The organism is Pantoea sp. Cy-639 (assembly GCF_011752525.1).
Lineage (GTDB): Bacteria > Pseudomonadota > Gammaproteobacteria > Pseudomonadales > Pseudomonadaceae > Aquipseudomonas.
The window spans coordinates 212,255-234,911 of the sequence record NZ_VWXI01000003.1; the positions used below are offsets into that span (position 1 = coordinate 212,255).

Annotated in this window: 5 protein-coding genes; all 5 read right to left on the minus strand. The window is 66.8% G+C overall.

Annotated features, from left to right (window positions below; all coding sequences use genetic code 11):
• Window positions 1-1,174: 1,174 nt before the first annotated feature.
• Complete coding sequence (locus tag F3J43_RS05410; protein ID WP_205297655.1) at window positions 1,175-17,752, minus strand: autotransporter-associated beta strand repeat-containing protein; 16,578 nt, start codon at window positions 17,750-17,752, stop codon at window positions 1,175-1,177.
• A 389-nt stretch (window positions 17,753-18,141) separates the two neighbouring features.
• Window positions 18,142-18,525, minus strand: a complete 384-nt coding sequence (locus tag F3J43_RS05415) for a YkgJ family cysteine cluster protein (RefSeq protein WP_166883784.1) — start codon at window positions 18,523-18,525, stop codon at window positions 18,142-18,144.
• A 200-nt stretch (window positions 18,526-18,725) separates the two neighbouring features.
• Complete coding sequence (alaC, locus tag F3J43_RS05420; RefSeq protein ID WP_166883785.1) at window positions 18,726-19,934, minus strand: alanine transaminase; 1,209 nt, start codon at window positions 19,932-19,934, stop codon at window positions 18,726-18,728.
• Window positions 19,935-20,163: 229 nt separating this feature from the next.
• The gene (locus tag F3J43_RS05425; protein WP_166883786.1) at window positions 20,164-21,924 is read right to left on the minus strand and encodes an isocyanide synthase family protein; all 1,761 of its coding nucleotides are present in this window, start codon (window positions 21,922-21,924) and stop codon (window positions 20,164-20,166) included.
• Window positions 21,925-21,948: 24 nt separating this feature from the next.
• The gene (locus tag F3J43_RS05430) at window positions 21,949-22,650 is read right to left on the minus strand and encodes an HAD family hydrolase (RefSeq protein WP_205297656.1); all 702 of its coding nucleotides are present in this window, start codon (window positions 22,648-22,650) and stop codon (window positions 21,949-21,951) included.
• Window positions 22,651-22,657: the final 7 nt, after the last annotated feature.

A 22,657-nucleotide genomic window follows, 5' to 3' on the forward strand; every position in this document is an offset into this window, starting at 1 on the left:
TTTGACGTTAACAACTAGCAGACTCGCAACTTACACCACGCTCACCATCTAAGATGGCACATACGCCCTCTGTTTTTGGCCAGCATGTCTGGCGATCCGCAACAAGGCGGATACGTCTGAAAGTGTTAAGCGCAAGGCGCCGATTTTATTCGGCAAAGTCGGGTGTTCAACTACGGACTTATTTGGCAGTGCGAGGTATCCGCGCAACTTTCTCACTAGTCACTTGGTGCATGCCGAAGTCGGGGGCAAGTAAATGGCCGGGGGATTTTTTTGTCGACCCAGTATTTGTATCAAAATAATACAAATATTAATTTACAAAGACACACACGTTTAAACCGTTTCTATATTTCAGTTTATTTCAGAGATGTAACTGGATTTAAATATTTTTATACGCGTAAAACCGCCGTACTAGAGCAGTTATAAAGGCACGTCTCGCGCAAGGTATGCATTTGAAGCCGAAGGGCAATGACAGTTCTGCTGAACGAATGAATCCAAAGGGCGGAAACTCGCCTTTGCACGTCATCCATTTGGCTATGTGGAGAAAAGTTCGCCGTTAGTAGGGGCTTGACTCGATTGAAATTGCCCGGCTGACCCAGACTCTCGGCGTCTGATTTTTAAAAAAAAGCACCTGATTTCTTGAGTCGGCAGGGATTCCGTTGCAGATGTAACACCGCGCGGGTAGCTGCGATTGCGTGCTAAGACCCATCCCTTTCATGGTCTTGGACGCAGGGCGCTTGACCGCATCAGGGCCGCCAGGTGCTCGCCGCAACCCTTGCAGCGTCCTTGAGATCGAGCGCCGCCCGCGCGGCGCATCGCGGGCTATCGCCCACTCCCACATTTGTTTCGGGCGATGCAGTCCTGTGAGGGTACCGCTGTACGCCTTGGTGCATGTCTCAAGTCAGGCGAAGCGCCAGCAGCGCCCACGCTGAAACCTCGCCATGCCAACAAGGCGAACCAGGCAATGCCACAGGAGAGACTGGCCCGAAACAAATGTGGGAGTGGGCGATAGCCCGCGATGCGCCGCGCGGGCGGCGCTCGATCTTGTAGGCGCCACAAAGATTGCGGCGAACCCCTGCCGGCCCTGATGCAATCAATAGCCTTAGCGCCCAAAGATCCTGAAAATGACTGGCCTTGAGGACGCCGGGAGCCGCTGCGCAGCCCCCGGCGATCTACCTCAGAACCCCATGCTGAAGCTGACCACGACCCCATGGTCGCGGTTGTCGCTGGACAGCTGCCCGGAGTACCCGACCCCGAGCTTGCCGCTCTCGCCCACCGACAGGTCCAGTCCAGCCTCGACCACCGCCGCATCCTTGGCGATCGGCACACCTTCGGTGCTGAACCCGGCGCCACCGTCGATGAAGCGCAGGTCAGCATCAGGCTTGTTGTCACCAAAGGCATGACGCCAGCCCAGGGATGCCCGTGGGGTGATCTCGCTGCCGTTGTCCAGCTTCAGCCGCTTGCCGACCCGCACGCCGAGGGTGGAGTAGGTCACGTCCTGATCGACCTTGCCCTGCAGCCGCCCTGCCCCGCCTTTCTCATGGGCGGTGTCGCTGTCGTAGTTGACGTAGGCCAGGCCGGCGAACGGTTCCACCGCCACGCCAGCAGCATCGATGGCGTAACCCACCTCGCCGAACACCTGGGCACTGCGCGCCTTGTACTTGGCTTTCAGGCGGTCGCTGTAACTGCCCACCTCGACATCACGCTTGGTGTCGATGTCGTGCCAGGTGTAGGCCACGCCCAGGCGTGCAGCCAGCGCGTCGGCCTGGTAGCCCAGGTAGCTGGTCAGGTGGTAGCTGTCGACGGTGGCATCCGAATGCCGGCGGTGCGCGTCGATGCTGGAGCGGGTGTAGCCGGCGGCGACGCCGACTTTCCACTGCTCGTCCAGCGCCCGGTCCACGCCCAGCAGGAAGCCCGACAGGTCACGATCGACACTGGCGTGGTTGCTATTGCCGTCGTACTTGCCCCAACCGCCGATGGCGCGGATCCAGCCCACCGCCTGGCCTTGGCAGCCTTCGCTGGTCAATTGCTGGTTGGCGGTCGGTGCCAGGGTGCGTCGTGGGTCGTTCGGGTTGCTGCAGTCAGCCTGGCGCAAGCGGTCGTTGACCGCGTCGCGGATGTAGCGCGAATCCTCGATCAGCACGGTCGCGGTGCTGGCGTGGATCTCGCCGGACAGGCTGTCGAACGCGGACTGGGCGGACTGGCGGTCGAGCGGCAACAGGTTGCTGACCAGCGCCGCCGGTGCCCCGGCACTGCCCAGGGCAGTGGCCACGCCGCGCTGGTTGCCACTGGCGGCAACATCGGCGAAGGAGTTGCCGTTGCGGCTGACCGACAAGGTCACCTGGTTGGCACCGTAGTTCAGCGAGCTGTTGAGGAACGCCGAGTTGACCAGGTTGGTGGTCGCGAAGGTGCCATTTATCCCGCCCGTGGCGCTGACCACGGTGTACTGGCCATTGCCGTTGGCGAGGTTGGCCACCATCAGGCTGCCACCCAGGTTGGCGGTGCCGCCCACGTTCAGGTAGTTCACCGGCGAGGTGCCCAGGTCGATGACCAGGGTGCCGCTCGGGCCATTGGTGAAGTTGCCCGAGACGTTGAGGTTGCCGGCAGGCCCCGGTATCACGGTGCCGTTGTTGGTCAGGCTGGCGACGGTGCCGTTGCCAGTCAGCGCGGCGCCGTTGGCCACGGTCACCTGGGCGCCGAGGTTGCTGCCCGGATGGCCGGCGTCGCCGACCTGGAGCACGCCCTGGTTGACGTTGAAGGCACCGCTGAACGGCTGGTTGCCGGTCAGCAACAAGGTGCCGCCACCTTGCTTGGTGGTGGTGCCGGTGCCGCTGAGGGTGCCGTTGAAGGTACCGTTGCTGCCCTGGGCGAAGACCAGGTTGGCGTTGTTGAGAATATTGCCCTGCAGACTGGTGGTATTGCCGACCAGGGTACCGCCGCTGACGGTGGTGCCACCGCTGTAGGTGTTGGCGCCGGTCAGCACCAGGGTGCCGGCATCGAGCTTCTCGATACCGCCGCTGCCGATCAGAGGCACGCTGACCGTGGCGGTGGCGCCGCCGTTGACCCGTACCGGCGCGAGGCTGCCGTCGGCGCCATTGACCGGCGTCAGGCTGCCACCTGCACCGGGCACCACCTGGTAGCCGTCGCTGAGGAACTGCAGGCCGCTGAACGGCTGGTTGCCGACGACGGTGATGGTGCCTGGCGTTCCACCGAACACCGCATAGCCACCTGTCCAGCCTTCGTTGGTGGTGCCGCTGGCGTTGGTCCAGCCACCGGTCGAGCTCCAGGTGCCGCTGCCGCCGCCAATGGTGCCGTCGGGGTTGGTCTTGCCGCCGTTCCAGAACTGCAGGTTGTCTCCGGCATTGAGCACCACCAGGTTGATCTGGTTGGCGATGGCGGTCTGCAGGCTGAGGTCGGCCAGGGCCACGCTGCCAGGGATGGCACCGAACACCAGGCCATTGTTGGTAAGCGCGCCACCGTAGTTGAACAACTGGTAGACACCGGTGCCGAAGCCGCCGGCGTCGGTGATGTTCAGGGTACCGTCGAGCACCAGGTTGCCGTTGACCTTGACCACCGTGGTGGAGGCGGCTGGGGCACCGAGGCTGAAGTCCAGGGTACTGCCCGACGCCAGGTCGAGGCTGCCCACGGTCAGCGGCGTGGCGCTCTGGCCTGCGGCCAGGGTGGCGCCATTGGCGACCTGGACCGCACCGCTCAGGGTACCGCTGCCGCCAAGGCGGGCGCCGGTGGCGACCTGCACCGTGGCGCTGTCGAGCAGCCCGTTGACCATCAGGCTGCCGGCATTGACGCTGGTGGCGCCGGTGAAGCTGTTGACGCCGGTCAGCAGCAACTGGCCCGTGCCGTTCTTGGCCAGGGTGCCGTTACCGGTGAGGTTGCCGGTGTAGCTACCGTCGGTGTTCTGCTCGAAGGTCAGCGCGGCGTTGTTGAGGATGGCGCCCTGCAGGCTGCTGGTGTTGCCCACCACGCTGCCGGCGTTGATCTGGGTCCCGCCGGTGTAGCTGTTGGCACCGCCCAGGGTCAGTTGCCCGGCGCCGTTCTTGACCAGCCCGCCCGCGCCGCTGATGGCGCCGTTGAGGGTCAGGGCGTTGCTGCCGGCGATGGCCAGGGCGCCATTGAGCACGGCGTTGTTGCCCAGGGTGACGGCGGTGTTGCTGTCCAGCGTGGTGCCAGCGGCGGCGGTCAGGGTGCCGCTGCCCAGCGCGCTGTTGTTGCCCACCACCAAGGTGCCGCCGTTGAGCGCGGTGCCGCCGCTGTAGCCGTTGGCGGCATTGAGCACCAGGGTGCCGGCGTCCTGCTTGGCGAGGCTGCCGGTGCCATCGAGGGCGACGTTGAGGGTGGCGGTGACGCCGTTGTCGACGCGCAGGTTGGTGATGCCGTTGCCGAGCAGCTCGCCAGCGCTGCCGGCGTTGAGCACGTAGCCGTCGGTGCTGAACTGCAGGCCGGTGATGGTGTGGCTGCCATTGACGGTGACCGTGCCGGCGGCGCCCTGGAACACCGCGAAGGTATCGTTCCACGGGGTGTTGAGCACGCCGTTGGCGTCGGTCCAGTTGGTGCTGGTGGCATCCCAGATGCCGCTGCCGCCGTCGATCACACCGTTGGCGACGGTCTGGCTGCCATCCCAGAACAAGACGTTGCTGGCCCCGCCGACCACCAGATTGACCTGGTTGGCAACGGCGGTCTGCACGACCAGGTCACTGGCCGGTACTGGCGTGGTACCGATGGCCATGCCGTTGTTGACCAGGCTGCCGCCGTAGGCGAACAGGCGGTAGACACCGGCGCCGAAGCCGCCGATGTCGGTGACGTTGAGCGTGCCGCCGAGGGTCAGGTTGTTGCCGACGTTCACCAGCGGCGTGCTGCCACTGCTGGCGGTGCCGAGGGCAGCGTTGAAGTTCGAGCCGCTGTCCAGGGTCAGGTTGCCGGCCGACAGGGTCGCGCCGCTGGTGGCGGCCAGGTTGCCGCCGCTGGCGACGGTGACCGTGCCGCCGAGGCTGCCGGCGCCAGACAGGGTGGCGCCGCTGGCGACGTTGACCGCGCTGCTGGCCAGCGAGCCGTCCACTTTCAGGCCACCGGCCTGCACGTTGGTGTTGCCGGTCAGGCTGTTGGCACTGCGCAGCGCCAGGGTGCCGGCGCCCAGTTTGTTGAGCGTGCCGGTACCGCTGATGTTGCCGTCGAAGGTGCCGCCCTCGACATTGAGGCTGTTGCCGGCGGCGATCTGGATCGCGCCGGTACCACCGATGTCGCCCAGGGTGGTGTTGCCATCGAGGTTGAGGGTCGCGCCATTGCTGACGTTCAGCTCGCTCTGGGTCCCCAGGGCGGTGGTGCCGATCGTGCTGAGGCTGCCGGACAGCAGGTTGAGGATACCGCTGAAGCTGTTGTTGCCCGACAGCGTCAGGTCGGCCAGGCCACTCTTGTTCAACGTGCCGGCGCCACTGAGCACGCTGCTCAGGTGCAGGTCGTTGCTGCCGAGTACGTTGAGCACTCCGCTGACGTTCACCGGGTTGGCCAGGGTGACCGCAGTGCTGCTGTCGATACTGCCGTTGCCGGTGACGTCCAGGCCGCCAGTGCCCAGCGCCGCATTGTTGCCGACCACCAGGGTGCCGGCCTGCAGCTCGGTGCCACCGCTGTAGGTGTTGGCGCCCAGCAGCGCGAAGCGGGCCAGGCCGGCCTTGAACAGGCGCCCGGTGCCAGCGACGGTGCCGCCGAGGGTCAGGTCGTTGCTGCCCAGCACGGTGAAGTTGCCGGCCAGGTTGACGCCGTTGCCCAGGGTCACGGCCTGGCTGCTGTCCAGGCTGGTGCCGGCGGCCGCGTTCAGTGCGCCGGTGCCGAGGGCGGTGTTGGCGCCGACCACCAGGGTACCGCCGTTCAACGCGGTGCCCCCGGCGTAGGTGTTGTTGCCGCTCAGGGCCAGGCGCGCGCCACCGGCCTTGACCAGGCCGCCAGCACCGCTGAGGGTGCCGCCGAGCGCCAGGTCGTTGGTACCGGCGATGTTCAGCGGGCCCGCGAGGGCGAAGGCATTGCCCAGGGCCACCGAGGCGTTGCTGTCGAGCGTGGTCCCGGCGGTGGTATCCACCGCACCCGTGCCGAGGGCGGTGTTGCTGCCGACGATCAGGGTGCCGCCGCTGAGCACGGTACCGCCGCTATAGCTGTTGTTGCCGTTGAGCACCAGGGTGCCGCTGTCGAGCTTGTTCAGCGTGCCGCTGCCGGTCAGGCCGACATCGAGGGTGGCCACGGCGCCCGGGTCGACCCGCACGCTGGTGTCGCCACCGCTGCCGTTGACCAGGTCGAGCGCACCGGCGGTACCGGCCAGCAGGCGGTAGCCGTTGGTGACGAACTGCATGCCATTGACGCTCTGGCTGCCGTTGACGGTGACATCGCCGGCGGTGCCCTGGAACACGGCGAAGGTGCTGCCCCAGGCGGTGTTGGTCAGGCCGTTGAGGTCGGTCCAGTTGGTGTTGGTGGCGTTCCACACCCCGGTCCCGCCGTCGACCTGGCCGTTGGCCACGGTCTGGCTGCCATCCCAGAACTGGATATTCAGGCCAGCGGCGCTGACCAGCAGGTTGACCTGGTTGGCCAGGGCGGTCTGCAGGTTCACATCGCCCAGGCCCACGCCCAGCGGCAGCGTGCCGAAGGCCATGCCGTTGTCGGTGAGCGCACCGGCGTAGTCGAAGAGGCGGTACACGCCGTTGCCGAAGCCGCCAATGTTGCTGACGTTGAGGGTACCGGCGAGGGTCAGGTTGCCACCGACGTTGAACAGCGCGGTGCCGCCGGTGGACGGCGAAGCCAGGCCGACATCGACGATCGAGCCGCTGTTGAGCGCCAGCGAACCGAGGCCGAGGGTGGCCCCGCTGTTGCCGACCAGGTGACCGCCGTTGGCGATGGTCACCGGCCCGCCGACGCTGCCGCTACCGGTGAGGCTGGCGCCGCTGGCGACGTTGAGGCCGGCGCTGGTCAGGCCGCCGTTGACCTGGAGGGTACCGGCGCTGACCTGGCTGGTACCCAGCAAGGTGCTGGTGCCGCCCAGGGTCAGGGTGCCGGTGCCGACCTTGTCGAAGTTGCCCGCACCGCCGAGGCTGCCGGCGAAGGTGCCGTTGGCGTTGTTGCTGCCCACGCTCAGGGTGGCGCCCGCGCCGACCTGCACCTGGCCGGGGCCGGTCAGGCTGGCGGCATTGGCGTTGCCATTGAGGATGAGCTGTCCGGCGGCACCGATGTTGATGCCAGAGGCGCTGTCGAGCAGGCCGGCACCGAGGGTGGTGAGGGAGCCGGCCTGGATGTCGACGCTGCCGGTGAGGCTCTTCACCCCGACCAGGGTGGTGTCATCGAGGCCGGTCTTGACCAGGTTGCCGCTGCCGCTGAGGTTGCCGCTGAGTACCAGCGCGTTGGCGGCATCCAGGGTCAGGGTGCTGCCAGCGGCGATGTCCATGTTGTTGCCCAGGGCCATTGGCGAGCCGTTGGCCAGGGTGGCGTTGCCGGTGACGTTCAGCGAGCCCGTGCCCAGGGCCCCGCTGCTGCCCAGGCTCAGGGTGCCGGCGGCCAGTTCGGTGTTGCCCTGGTAGCCGTTGTTGCCGTTCAGGGCCAGGGTGCCGGTACCGCTCTTGACCAGGCCGCCCGTGCCGTTGATGACACCGTTGAGCGCCAGGTCGTTGCTGCCGGCGACGGTCAGCCCGGCGTTGAGGGTGATGTTGTTGGCCAGGAGGGTGTTGCCGGTACTGCCCAGGGTGGAAGCGCCAGCGACGGTCAGGCCGCCAAGGCCCAGGGCGCTGACACCGCCGACCTGCAAGCTGCCGCCGTTGAGGGTGGTGCCACCGGCATAGCTGTTGGCGCCGGTCAGGGTCAGGGTGCCACTGCCGGACTTGTTCAAGCCGCTGGCGCCGTCGATCACACCGCTGAGGGTGAGGTCGCCGCTACCCGGCATGTTGAGAGTACCGCCCAGGTGCACGGCATTGCCCAGGTTGACACTGCCGGTCGATGCCAGGCTGGTGTTGCCGGCCACGCTCAGGGCGCCGCTGCCAAGGGCCGTGTTGCTGCCCACCAGCAGTCCGCCAGCGTTGAGGGTGGTGCCGCCGGTGTAGCTGTTGGCGCCGCTCAGGGTCAAGGTCGCGGCACCGTTCTTGACCAGGCCGCCGTTGCCGCCGACCACGCCGGTCAAGGCCAGGTCCTGGCTGCCACCGAGGGTCAGCGCGGCGCCGGTCAGGTTGACGGCGTTGGCCAGGCTCAGCGCCTGGGTGCTGTCCAGGACCGCCGGGCCATCGACGTTGAGCGCACCGCTGCCGATGGCGTTGACGCTGCCCAATATCAGGCTGCCGGCCTGCAGGGTGGTACCGCCGGTGTAGGTGTTGTTGCCGCCGAGCGTCAGGCTGCCGGTGCCTTGTTTGGTGAGCGCGCCGCCGCCGCTGATGATGCCGCCCAGGGTCAGTGCCTGGGTCCCGCCGACGCTCAGGGTGGCGCCGGTGCCCAGACCAATGGCATTGGCCAGGCTGAGCGGGCCACTGCTGCCGAGGGCGCTGTTGCCGGTGACCGACAGGTTGCCGCTGCCCAGCGCATTGCTGTTGCCCAGGGTCAGCTGGCCGGCGGCCAGGGTGGTGCCGCCGGTATAGGTGTTGTTGCCGCCCAGGGTCAGGTTGCCGCTGCCCGTCTTGGTCAGGCCGGCTGCACCGCTGATCTGACCGCCCAGGGTCAGGTCGTTGCTGCCGACGAAGTCCAGATTGGCATTGAGCACCACCTGGTTGGCGACGTTGTTCAGCGCAGTGCTGGTGCCGAGGTTCGCGGCGCCAGCGACCACCAGGGTGCCAAGCCCCAATGCCTGGTTGTTGCCGAGGGTCAGGGTGCCGGCATTGAGGGTGGTGCCGCCGAGGTAGCCATTGGCCCCGTTGAGGGTCAGGTTGGCCGCGCCGTTCTTGGTCAGGCCACCGGCGCCGTTGACCAGGCCGCCCAGGGTCAGGTCATTGCTGCCGGCCACGGTGAGGTTGCCGGCGAGGTTGACTATGTTGCCGAGGGTGAGCGCGCTGCTGCTGTCCAGGGTGGTACCTGCTGCCGCGTTGAGCGCGCCCAGGCCCAGGGCGGTGTTGCTGCCCAGCACCAGGGTGCCGCCGTTGAGGCTGGTATTACCCAGGTAGGTGTTGTTGCCGTTCAGGCTCAGCGAACCAGCGCCGTTCTTGATCAGGCCACCGACACCGCTGACGCTGCCGTTGAGCACCATGTTCTGCGCGGCGTTGAGGGTCAGGTTACCGAGCAGGTTGACCTGGTTGGCCAAGGTCACGCTGGCGGTGCTGCCCAGGGTAGTGCCGCCCAGGGCATTCAAGACGCCGCTGCCCAACGCGGTGTTGCTGCCGAGCACCAGGGTGCCGCCGTTGAGGTTGGTGACGCCCGAGTAGCTGTTGCTGCCATTGAGGGTCAAGGTGCCGCTGCCGGCCTTGGTCAGGCCACCGGTGCCGCTGACCACACCGTCGAGGCTCAGGTCGCTGGTTCCGGGCAGGGTCAGGTTGGCATTGAGTGCGATGCTGTTGGCCAGGCTCAGGTTGCCGCTGCTGGCCAGGTTCGAGACGCCGCTGACCACCAGCCCGCCGCTGCCCAGCGCCAGGGCATTGCCCACGGTCAGGGTACCGCCGTTGAGGGTGGTGCCGCCGCTGTAGCTGTTGGCGTTGCCCAGGGTCAGGTTGCCCGGGCCATTCTTGACCAGGCTGCCGGCCCCGGCGACCACGCCGGTCAGGCCGAGGTCGGCGCTGCCAGCGATGGTCAGGGCACCGCCGAGGGTGAAGCCGTTGCCGAGGGTGACCGCGGTGTTGCTGTCCAGCGTGGTGCCCGTCGCCGTGCTCACGGCACCGCTGCCCAGCGCCGTGTTGTTGCCGACGACGATGCTCCCGCCTTGCAGCAAGGTGCCGCCGCTGTAGCTGTTGGCGCCATTGAGCACCAGCACGCCGCTGTCGAGCTTGGCCAGCTCGCCACTGCCGGTCAGGCCGACATTGAGGGTCGCGGTGGCCCCGGGGTCGACACGCACGGCGAAGGCGCCGTTGCTGCCGTTGACCAGGTTCAGGTTGCCGCTGCCGATCAGGCGATAGCCGTTGGTGACGAACTGCAGGCCGGTAGCGCTCTGGCTGCCGACCACGGTCACATCGCCCGCCGTGCCCTGGAACACGGCGAAGGCATCGCCCCAGGTGGTGTTGAGCACGCCATTGACGTCTGTCCAGTTGGTGTTGCCGCTGTTCCAGGTGCCGGTACCACCGTCGATCACACCGTTGGCGATGCTCTGGCTGCCGTCCCAGAACTGCACCGTACCACCGGCGCCACCGACCAGCAGGTTGATCTGGCTGCCGATGCTGGTCTGCACCTGGAGGTCGCCGGGCAGCATGCTGCCTGGCACGCTACCGATGCCCAGGCCGTTGTCCACCAGCGCGCCGGTGTAGTCGAACAGGCGATAGACACCGACGCCGAAGCCGCCGATGTCGGTGACGTTGAGCGTGCCGTCGAGGGTCAGGTTGCCGTTGACGTTGACCAGCGCGGTGCCGCCAGTAGCCGGCGAGCCAAGGCCGAAATCGAGGATCGAACCACTGTGCAGGGTCAGGCTGCCGGTGTTCAGCGTGGCCCCGCTGTTGGCCAGCAGGTGCGCGCCGTTGGCGATGTCGACGGCGCCGAGCAGGCTGCCGGTACCGCCGAGGCTGGCGCCACTGTTGACCTGCACGTTGGCACTGGCCAGCGAGCCGCTGACGTTGAGCAGGCCGCCGTTGACGGTGGTGTTGCCGACCAGGGTGTTCACGCCCGACAGCTCCAGGCTGCCGGTGCCGACCTTGATCAGCCCGCCACTGCCTGCCAGGGCTCCGCTGAACACGTTGTTCAGGTTGCTGCCGCCCACGGTCAGGTTGTTGCTACCAGACACATCCACCGCGCCAGCGCCGGTCAGGCCGCCGATGGTGGCGCTGGCGCCGAGGTTCAAGCTGGCGCCGGCTGCGACGTTGACGCCCGAGGTATTGCCCAGGGCCGTGCCGGTAAGGGTGCTGAGGCTGCCGCCGAGCAAGTCGATCGGGCCGGTGAAGGTATTGTTGCCGCCGAGCGTCAGGTCGGCCAGGCCGTTCTTGGTCAGGCCGCCCGCGCCGCTGATATTGCCGGAGAGGCTCAGGTTGTTGTTGCCGGCGAAGGTCAGGTTGGCACCGAGGTTGATGTTGTTGCCCAGGTTGAGCGGCGAGCTGTTGTCGAGGCTGGCCGGCCCGGCCACGGTGAGGGTGCCGCTGCCCAGGGCGCCTGCGTTGCCCAGTACCAGCCCACCGGCATTGAGCGTGGTGCCGCCCGAATAGGTGTTGACGCCATTGAGGGTCAGGGTGGTGCTGCCGTTCTTCACCAGTTGCCCCGTGCCGCCGACCACGCCGCCGAGGGTCAGGTTGTTGCTGCCCACCAGGGTCAGGTCGCCGTTCAGGGTGATGCCGTTGCCCAGGGTGAGGCCAGTGCTGCTGTCCAGGCTCGACGCACCGCCCACGGTCAGGCCGCCGCTGCCGATGGCGCTGGCATTGCCCAGCACCAGTCCACCGGCGTTGAGCACAGTGCCGCCGGCATAGGTGTTGACGCCATTGAGGGTGACGGTGGCGGCGCCGTTCTTGATCAGGCGGCCAGAGCCGTCGATCAGGCCACCGAGGGTCAGGTTGTTGCTGCCGCCCAGGGTCAGGTCGGCGTTCAAGGTGATGGCGTTGCCGACGCTGATCGCCGCGCTGTTGTCGAGGCTGCCGGCGCCCGCCACGGTGAGCTTGCCGGAACCCAGCGAAGTAGCAGTGCCGAGGACCAGGCCGCCGGCATTGAGGAGGGTACCGCCCAGGTAGGTGTTGGGGCCGGACAGGGTCAGGGTGGCGGCGCCGTTCTTGACCAGGCTGCCGATGCCGCTGACCACGCCACCCAGGCCGAGGTTGGCGGTGCCGCCGATGTTCAACGCGCCAGCCAGGTTGACGTTGTTGCCGAGATTGACCGCTGTGCTGGCATCGAGGCCGGTGCCCGCGGTGGCATTCAGTGCGCCGCTGCCCAGCGCGGTGTTGCTGCCGACGACGATGCGCCCGGCGTTGAGGTTGGTGTTGCCGGTGTTGCTGTTGTTGCCGGTCAGGGTCAGGGTGGTGCTGCCGTTCTTGGTCAGCCCGCCGCTGCCGCCGATGACGCCGCTCAGGGTCAGGTCGTTGCTGCCAGGCAGGACCAGGTTGCCGGCCAGGTTGAGGCCATTGCCGATGTTCAGGCCCGCCACGCTGGTGTCCAGCGAGGTGTTGTTGGCGGCATTCAGCGTGCCGGTGCCCAGCGCCGTGTTGCTGCCCAGCACCAGGGCGCCGGCATTGAGCGTGGTGTTGCCGCTCTGGGTGTTGTTGCCGCTCAGGCTCAGGGTGCCGGCGCCATTCTTGATCAGGCCGCCAGTGCCGCTGATCGTGCCGGTCAAGCTGAGGTTGTTGGCACCGGCCAGGCTCAGGTCGGCACCGAGGTTGACGGCGTTGTTCAGGGTCATCGCCGCAGCATTGGCCAAGGTCGAGGCGCCGCCGACGTTGAGCGCGCCAGTCCCCAGTGCCGCGGCGCTGGCCAGGGTCAGGGTGCCGGCGTTGAGATTGAGGCCACCGCTGAAGGTGTTGGCGCCGGACAGGGTCAGGTTGGTGCTGCCGTTCTTGGTCAGCGCGCCAGCGCCACTGATAACCCCGCTGAGGGTGGTGGCGTTGCTGCCCGGCAGGGTCAGGGTGGCGCCGTTGCCGAGGGCGATGGCGTTGCCCAGGTTGAGCGCGGCGCTGGAGTCGAGGCTGGCGTTGCCGCCCACGGTCAGGGCACCGCTGCCGATGGCGTTGTTGTTGCCCAGGGTCAGCAACCCGGCGTTGAGAGTGGTGCCGCCGCTGTAGGTGTTGTTGCCGTTGAGGGTCAGGCCGGCGCTGCCATTCTTGGTCAGCGAACCCGTGCCGCTGATCAGCCCGCCGAGGGTCAGGGCGTTGTTGCCCAGCACGTTGAGGGTGTTGACGCCAAGGTTGATGCCATTGGTCACGGCCACGGTGGTGCTGGCGTCGAGGTTGGCGTTGCCGCCCAGGGTCAGGGCGCCGATGCCCAGCGCGGTGTTGCTGCCCAGGGTCAGGGTGCCGGCATTGAGCTGGGTGCCGTTGGTGTAGAGGTTATTGCCGCTCAGGGTCAGGTTGGCGTTGCCGTTCTTGACCAGCGAGCCGATGCCGCTGACCACGCCGCTCAGGCCCAGGTTGGCGGTGCCATCGATCGTCAACGGGCCGGCGATGCTGACATCGTTGGCCAGGTTGACCGCCGTGCTGGCATCCAGGTGGGTGCCGGCCAGGGTATTGAGGGTACCGGTGCCCAGCGCGGTATTGCTGCCGACCACCAGGGTCCCGGCATTGAGGCGGGTAAGACCCGTGTTGCTGTTGTTGCCGCTCAGGGTCAGGGTGGTGCCGCCGTTCTTGGTCACCCCGCCAGCACCGCTGATGGGGCCGCTGAGGGTCAGGTCGTTGCTGCCGGGCAGGATGAAGTTGCCGGCCAGGTTGAACGCGTTGCCGAGGTTCAGGCCGGCGGCGCTGGTGTCCAGCGTGGTGTTGTTGGCGGCATTCACCACGCCGGTGCCCAGCGCGGTGTTGCTGCCGACCACCAGGGTCCCGGCATTGAGGGTGGTGGCACCGCTCTGGGTGTTGTTGCCCGTCAGGGTCAGGGTGGCGGCGCCATTCTTGATCAGCCCGCCAGTGCCGCTGAGGGTACCGGCCAGGGTCAGGTTGCTGGTGTTGGGCAGGGTCAGGTCGCCGCCGAGGTTGACGGTGTTGTTGAGCGTCATCGCCGCCGAGTTGGCCAGGGTGGCCGCGCCTCCGACGTTCAGCGCGCCACTGCCGAGGGCGGCGGCGCTGGCCAGGGTCAGGGTGCCGCCGTTGAGATTGAGGCCGCCGCTGAAGGTGTTGGCGCCGGTCAGGGTCAGGTTGGTGGCGCCGTTCTTGGTCAGCATGCCGGTGCCACTGATCACCCCGCCCAGGGTGGTGGTGTTGCTGCCGGGCAGGGTCAGGGTGTTGCCGGCCAGGTTGATCGCGTTGCCCAGGTTCAACGTGCCGCTGCTGTCGAGGCTGGCGTTGCCACCCAGGGTCAGGGCGCCGGTGCCCAGGGCATTGCTGTTGCCCAGGGTCAGCAACCCGGCGTTGAGGGTGGTGCCGCCGCTGTAGCTGTTGTTGCCGTTGAGGGTCAGGCCGGCACTGCCGCTCTTGACCAGGGCCCCGGTGCCGCTGAGCACACCGCTGAGGGTGGTGGCGTTGCTGCCCAGCACGGTCAGGGTGTTGCTGCCCAGGTTGACGCCGTTGGTCACGGCCACGGCGGTGCTGGTATCGAGGTTGGCGTTGCCGCCCAGGGTCAGAGCGCCGATGCCGAGCGCGGTGTTGCTGCCCAGGACCAGGGTGCCGGCATTGAGCTGGGTGCCGTTGGTGAAGGTGTTGTTGCCGCTCAGGGTCAGGCTGGCGTTGCCGTTCTTGACCAGCGAGCCGATCCCGCTGATCACGCCACTCAGGCCCAGGTCGGCGGTGCCGTCGAGGGTCAGCGGGCCGGCAGCGATGACGGCGTTGCCGAGGGTAACCGCCGTGTTGGCATCCAGGTGGGTGCCGACGGCGGTGTTGAGCGTACCGGTGCCCAGGGCGGTGTTGCTGCCGACCACCAGGGTACCGCCGTTGAGGAAGGTGGAGCCGCTGTTGGTGTTGGCGCCGGTCAGGGTCAGGGTGGTGTTGCCGGCCTTGGTCAGGCCACCGGGGCCAGCGATCACGCCGCTCAGGGTCAGGTCGTTGCTGCCGGCGAGGTTCAGGTTGCCGGTCAGGTTCAGGCCGTTGGTGAGGTTGAGTCCGGCGATGCTGCTGTCCAGGGTGGTGTTGGCCGCGGCGTTGAGCGCGCCGCTGCCCAGGGCCGTGTTGCTGCCGACCACCAGGGTACCGGCGTTGAGCGTGGTGGCGCCGCTCTGGGTGTTGCTGCCGCTCAGGGTCAGGGTGGCGCTGCCGTTCTTGATCAGGCCACCGGTGCCGCTGAGATTGCCGGCCAGGGTAAGGTTGTTGGCCCCGGTCAGGGTCAGGTTGCCGCCCAGGCCGACGGCGTTGTTCAGGGTCATGGCCACGGTGTTGGCCAGGGTCGAGGCGCCGCCGACGGCCAGCGCGCCAGTGCCCAGCGCGGCGGCGTTGGCCAGGGTCAGGGTACCGGCGTTGAGGGTGAGGCCGCCGCTGAAGGTATTGGCGCCACCGAGGGTCAGGTTGGTGCTGCCGTTCTTCACCAGCGCGCCGGTGCCGCTGATCACACCGCCCAGGGTCGCGGCAGCGGTGCCCGGCAGGGTCAGGGTGTTGCCCGCCAGGTTGATGGCATTGCCGAGGTTGACCGCCACGCCGGCATCGAGGCTGGCGTTGCCGCCCAGGGTCAGGGCACCGGTCCCCAGGGCGTTGTTGTTGCCAACGGTGAGCACCCCGCCATTGAGGGTGGTGCCGCCACTGAAGGTGTTGTTGCCATTGAGGGTCAGGCCGGCACTGCCGTTCTTGACCAGCGCACCGGTGCCGCTGACTACCCCGCCCAGGGTCGTGCTGCTGGTACCCAGCAGGTTGAGGGTGTTGGCTCCCAGGTTGATCGCATTGCCGAGGCTGACCGCCGTGCTGGCGTCGAGGCTGGCATTGCCGCCCAGGCTCAGCGCACCACTGCCAAGGGCGGTGCTGGAGCCTACGGTCAGGGCGCCGCCATTGAGGGTGGTACCGCCGCTGAAGGTGTTGTTGCCGTTGAGGGTGAGACTGCCGGCGCCGTTCTTGATCAACGTGCCGGTGCCGCTGATCACCCCGCCCAGGGTGGTCGCGTTGCTGCCCAGCAGGTTGAGGGTGTTGGCCCCCAGGTTGACGGCGTTGCCCAGGCTGACGGCCGCGCTGCTATCGAGGCTGGCGTTGCCGCCCAGGGTCAGGGCGCCCGTCCCCAGCGCGCTGCTGCTGCCGAGAATGAGCTTGCCCCCCGCCAGGGTGGTACCACCGCTGTAGGTGTTGATGCCATTGAGGGTGAGGTCGGCAGCACCGGCCTTGGCCAGTGCGCCGGTGCCACTGATCACGCCGCCGAGGGTGGTCGCGTTGTTGCCGGCCAGGGTCAGGGTACCGGCGCTCAGGGCAATCGCATTGCCCAGGTTGAGTGCCGAGGTGCTGTCCAGGGTGGCACTGCCAGTCACGGTCAGGCCACCGCTGCCCAGGGCCCCATTGTTGCCCAGGGTAAGCGTGCCGCCACCCAGGCTGGTGCCACCGGTGAAGGTGTTGATGCCGTTCAGCGACAGGTTGCCGGTGCCGCTCTTGACCAGCGAGCCGCTGCCGCTGAGCACGCCACCGAGGGTCAGGGCGTTGCTGCCAGGCAAGCTCAGGGCCGCATTCAGCGCCACGGCGTTGTTCAACACCAGCGGCACGCTGCCTTGCAGGCTGCCGGCACCGCTGACGGTCAGGCCACCGGTGCCGAGCGCTGCGGCGTTGGTGAGGTTCAGCCCGCCCGCAGACAACGTGGTGCCGCCACTGTAGAGGTTGGTGCCACCCAGGGTCAGCAGCCCGGTACCGGTCTTGGTCAGACTGCCGACACCGGAAACCACGCCGTTGAGCCCCATGTCGGTGGCGCCACCGACATTCAGGCCGGCATTGAGCGTCACCGCGTTGGCCAGGTTCAGGCCATTGACGGTGCCGGCCAGGCCGCCCCCGTTGACGGTGATGGCACCACTGCCGAAGGCGCTGGCGTTGTCGAAGTTGACCTGGCCGTCGTTGAGGGTGGTCAGGGTGGTGCCGTTGAGCAACTGCCCGATCAGGGACCAGGTACCGCTGTCGACGATCAGGCGATTGAAGTTGATGTAGTTGGTGGCATTGATGGTGCCGCTGCCAGAGGTGCCACTGCCGCCACCGACGAGGTTCTGCAGTGCCAGGGTGTTGGTGCCGCCAGCGCCGCCGTCGATCTTGCCCGCTGCCGCGAAGGCCAGGTTCGGGTTGCTGGTGACCAGCAGCGTCACGCCGATACCCAAGCCGGCGCTGACACTGGAGCCGGTGATCGCGTTGAAGCGGTTGGTGCTGTTGGCGCCCATCGCCAGGCTGCCGGTGATGGTGCCGGCGTTGGTGAAGGTGTTGCCAGCGGTGGATGCCTCGAAAGCCGCCCGGCCAAGGATGGTGCCGGTGTTGGTGAAGTTCACCGTGCCGCCGCCGGTGACGGCGATGACTGGGGTGTCTTCGCTGATCACCGTGAGGCTGGCCAGCGCCGAGGAGCCGATGCTGCCGGCGTTGCTGATGTTGGTCGTGCCGCTCGCGCCGTTGCGCGCATCCAGGGCCATGCCGGTCAGCCCGAGCAGATTCGCGCCCAACAGGGCGCCGGTGCCTTTGATCGTACCGGTGGCGTTGTTGGTGATGGTGAGGGTGCCACTGGTGGTGGTGTTGCCGATCTGCACGGCAGTGGACTGGATGCTCAACAGCCCCAGCAATGTCGGGTCGATGGTCCCGGAGTTGTTCAGCGTGTTGCCGCTGCCCACGAGCGACAGGGAGGTGCCGCCCACCCCCAGCAACGTGCCCAGGGTAGCGCCAGGGTTGACGTTCACCGTGAGTCCGTTGGCGCTGTTGGAATAGCTCGGTGCCAGCGGGTTGGCCGCACCGCTGCAGGTGACTGTAGAGCCAGCAATCGTACAGGCCGCGAGCGCTTCCTCACTGGTCAGGCTCAGGGCAATGCCACTCACCGCCAGACTGACGGCCAGGGACAATTGGGAAAGACGGGCAGGCAAACGGGCGGCGACAATTCTGTCCACGGAGAGCTCCTTCGTGGATCAGGCGGTTCAGTCCCTGAATGCGTGAACAGCGATACGGCAGTGAATCTGGGCACGCGAACGGCGAAACACCTGACCATGGCTACAAATATTTCCTTTGCAGGAATGTGTAGCCGCTCGCGGACGCGTGGCAGGGCCTTCGGGCCGGTCAAATGGTGTTAATACTTTGTCGAGGCAGCACGTGCTTCGCGGGTTTCAGACGCTTTTCGATTGGATCCAGCCGACGAACGGTCATGGCGGATGGCCAGCGTGCGATGGCTTCTGTGGCTGTTGCGCCGTGGCCGGCCCTGCAATCGCGGGGCAAGTCTGCGCCCACGCGATCCAGGGCACTGCGTGCAGAACATAAGGTAGGGCGGATTGGCACGGCCCCTTCAGGCGACCTCGGCACCGTCGTCTGGCCAGTGCGGCTCGTTGGCGCCCGGCGGGGTCAAGGGCGGCAGGCCATAGGCGGCACGGGCGTCGTCGCAACTGGGGTTGTGCACACCATTTTCCCAGGAGGCCGCGAACTCACGGCAAGGACTCGAGCGGTTTTCATAGATGGAGCACGCCACTTGCGTGCCGACCTCCCCTTTCAGGCTCACGCAGCGGCAAGGCTTGGCGTCGGTGCCGATCATGGCGACGCGGCTCGGGTTGATCTGCACCACCAGATCGTCGGGCACCAGGCCGCCGGCGGACTGGCATTCACCCCAGAAGAAAGACACACGAAAGTAGCTGCAGCAGGCGCCGCAGGTCAGGCAAGGATTCTGTTCGGACATGATGGCCAGGAAGGGAGGTTGTTGTTATCCGGGCGAGCGCCCGCGGCGCTATTTGTAATCCAGCCGTGAACGGCTGAGAAGAGGGGCAATGAAAAAAACATCGCCGCTGATCGGCACGAACGCATCGCGGGGCAAGCCCGCTCCCACAAAGGTGTCCAGCCTGTGAGAGCGGGCTTGCCCCGCGAGGAGTCAGAGACGGTTTACTTGCTGGTCAAACCATCGGCGCGGAACATCTGGCGAATGCCGCGAATGGCCTGGCGAATGCGGTCCTGGTTCTCGATCAGGGCGAAACGCACGTGATCATCGCCGTAGTCGCCAAAGCCAATCCCCGGCGACACGCAGACCTTGGCCTCGGCCAGCAGCTTCTTGGAAAACTCCAGCGACCCCAGGTGCGCATACTGCTGCGGAATCTTCGCCCAGACGTACATCGACGCCTTGGGGTTCTCGACCATCCAGCCCAGCTCGTGCAGGCCCTTGACCAGCAGGTTGCGACGTTGACGGTACTGCTCGGCGATATCGCGCACGCACTGCTGGTCGCCTTCCAGCGCGGCGATGGCCGCCACTTGCAGCGGGGTGAAGGTGCCGTAGTCGTGGTAGCTCTTGATCCGCGCCAGGGCGCTGACCAGCTCAGGGTTGCCGACCATGAAGCCGATTCGCCAGCCGGCCATGTTGTAGCTCTTGGACAGGGTGAAGAACTCCACCGCGATGTCCTTGGCACCCGGCACCTGCATGATCGACGGCGCCTTCCAACCGTCGTAGACGATGTCGGCGTAGGCCAGGTCGTGCACCACCAGCACGTCGTACTGCTTGGCCAGGGCCACCACGCGCTCGAAGAAATCCAGCTCGACGCACTGGGCCGTGGGGTTGGACGGGAAGCCCAGGATCATCATCTTCGGCTTGGGGATCGATTCGCGGATCGCCCGCTCCAGCTCGTTGAAGAAGTCCACGCCCGGCACCAGCGGCACCGAGCGCACCTGGGCGCCGGCGATTACCGCGCCATAGATGTGGATCGGGTAACTGGGGTTGGGCACCAGTACCGTGTCGCCATGATCGAGGGTGCCGAGCATCAGGTGTGCCAGGCCCTCTTTCGAGCCGATGGTGACGATGGCTTCGCTTTCCGGGTCGATCTCGACCTCGTAGCGTTCCTTGTACCAGTTGGAGATGGCCCGGCGCAGGCGCGGGATGCCACGGGAGGTGGAATAGCCATGGGTGTCGTCGCGCTGGGCGACTTGCACCAGTTTCTCGACGATGTGCGGCGGCGTGGCGCCGTCGGGGTTGCCCATGCTCAGGTCGATGATGTCCTCGCCACGGCGGCGGGCGGCCATCTTGAGTTCGGCGGTGATGTTGAAGACGTAGGGCGGGAGACGATCGATGCGCGCGAAGCGGCGCGGCGAACCTGGGTTGGCCATGGTGTTCCTCTGAAGACGTAAGCGCCCGGAACCGTCCGAGCGACGTTGGCCGCAGCGGCGGCCGAATCAGAAGATAATCCCGTCGATCATTATCCGTAAAGGATAATTTCCTGTTTAGTTTTATTTTTTCAGATGCATGATTCGAAAAACCAACAAAAACAGCAGCTTGAAGCAAGCCCCCTGCCGCGAAAGGGCCGCAACGCGGCCCCTGTGCTGGCTGGCGAAGGGATCAGTACACCTGTACCCGCCAGAGCTCCCGCGAAGCCGATGCGGGAGTCATCGGCAGACGTCCATGCAGGGTCTGGTAGTTGTCGATCAGCACCAGATCACCGGCGACCCACTCATGGGCAATCAGGCACTCAGGATCGTAGACCAGCTCGTCGAGCGTCTCGAGCAACTGGCACTGGAAGGCCTCGTCATGCCCCAGGACCTTCTGCTCCAGGGTCTGCAGCGACGACTCGCAACCTTCCTGGTAGCGCAGTACCGGTTCGCCGTTGCGTGGATCGAGGTCCACCAGCGGATAGCTGCGCGGCGAGCCGCCGAAGTAGGTCATGCGGGTGTAGTAGGTGATGTCGATGTCCTGCCATTGGCGGGCGGTGCGCAGCCCGATCTTGCGCAAGGCGTTGCGGCTGTCGACGATGGTGGTCTGCCCTTCCCCCGGTTGTGGCGGCGTCTTGCAGTAGAGCATGAAGGTGTGCGCACAGAACTTCGGGTTGCCTTGCACCAGCGGATCGCTGTCGGGCAGCAGGTTGAGGTCCCAGTGCAGCGGGGTCTTCTCCAGCGAATGGACCACGCCTTGGGGCTGGTCGGCCGGCTTGACCACGTGCACTTCGCCGAAGGACCAGCGATAGATGGTGCCGAAGCGTTCGCAGTCGCTGGCGAACTGCTGCTGGTCGGCATACTCGCAGCCCCTGAGGCAGACGAAACCGAAGCTGCGCACCAGCGCCTGCAAGGTCTCGGTGGACAGGCGCTGGAAGCCCAGGCCCAGCGGGTCGGTAACCAGCAGGCCGAACAGCGGCAGCTTCTGCAAGGCGAAGTTGTAGCCCTCCAGTGCTTCCCCTTGAGTCTCATGGAACAGCCAAGGCTGCCCTTGCCAGGTCACCTGCACATGTCGGGTGCGGTCGATCTCGGCGTGGCCGCGCAAGGTCTGCCGGCCATCGAGCTGCAGCACCGGTACGGCGTGCCAGGGACTGGCCACCCGCGCCAGTCCCTCGGCCAGGGCCAGGGTGAACTTGGGACCGGCGTTGTCGTACTGGTGTACCGACAGGCGCACATGATCGGGGAAGAAGCGCTCGACCGCAGCGTTCAGCGCCTGGCCACGCAGCATCATCTGGTAGGCCTTGTGGCTGATCTGGCGTAGGTGCTCGTCTTCGTCCTGGCCCGGCTGGCGGCACAGGCGCAGGTCGTTGTACAGGTGGCTGCACAGCTTGTCGTGGGTGCGTCCGAGCGCTTCGTCATGCCGGCACTGCTCGATCAACGCCTCGATGTTCTTCCACGGCAGTCGGGCCTGCTTGACCAGCGTGGCACGCAAGGCCTCGGAGCTGCTGGCCTGAGGGAACAGGTCTTCCATGCTCACCCAGCGGATGCAGTGGGTCGTGCACAAGGTGCGCAGCGCCTGGTTGTAGGCACGACGCACATCGTCCGGCACGCCGACGATGTCGTTGAAGGTGGTGCCGTCGCTGAGGATGGCGATCTCGCAGCCCGGGGCATGCAGTTCGGCGATTGTCTGGGCCAAGCGGTCGAGGCGCTCGATGGCGATCACCTCGCCATGATCGGGCAGCACGCCGAAGGTCTTGTCACGATCGTTGGGCGACTTGCACGGGAAGCCCGGCAGCACCATGCGCAGCGGCTCGCCGCTGTCGAAGCAGCGGGCCAGGTCAGCGGCCAGGTGCGCCCTGCCCGCCTGCTCGAAACGGTCATCCTCGGCCTTGAGCAGATACCCGTCCAGCACCTGGCTGACGGCCGCTATCCAGCTGTCTTTGTCTTGCATGTCCTGTCTTCCTTGAAAGGGCTGTTACTGCGAGCCGGTCGCCGCGGCGGGATGGCTCGTACTGGGGCGCACCGGCTGTGGACGCAGGGCCCGGAGCAGGTGCAGGGGTTGATCGCAATAGAACTGCGGGCGCAGCTCGAGCAAGGCGTCACGCCCGCCGTAGCCCCATCCGACGGCGGCGGCAGGCATGCCGGCGGCCTGGGCGGTCAGCAGGTCGGTGGTGGTGTCGCCGACGAACAGGCAGTGCGCAGGGGCCAGTTCGAGCCTCTGGGCAGCTTGCAGGGCGATGTCCGGGGCCGGCTTGAGCCGTGCGCCTTCGCGGTGACCGAGCACGGCCGCGAAGCACTGGCTGGGCAGCAGTGCCTCCACCACCCGCTCGGCCAGCGCCTGGGCCTTGTTGGTCACCACTACCATGGGCAGCCCCTGGGCCGCGAGCGTGTCGATCAGCGTCAGGCAGTCGGAAAAGGGCCGGGAGCGCTGGACCAGGTTTTCCTGGTAGCAGTGCGCGTAGTCCGCGTGCAGACGCTGGCGCAACTCGACAGCGAGCCCATCGGCGGCGCGCTCGATCATCGCCGCCACGCCGCCACCGATCATGCCGCGGACCTGCTGCGCTTGCAGCGTTGCCAGGCCATGGCGCGCGAGGACGTGATTCAGGCACCAGGCGATATCGGGCAGGGTATCGACCAGCGTGCCGTCAAGGTCGAACAATACGGCGCGCACTTGCATGTTCGTC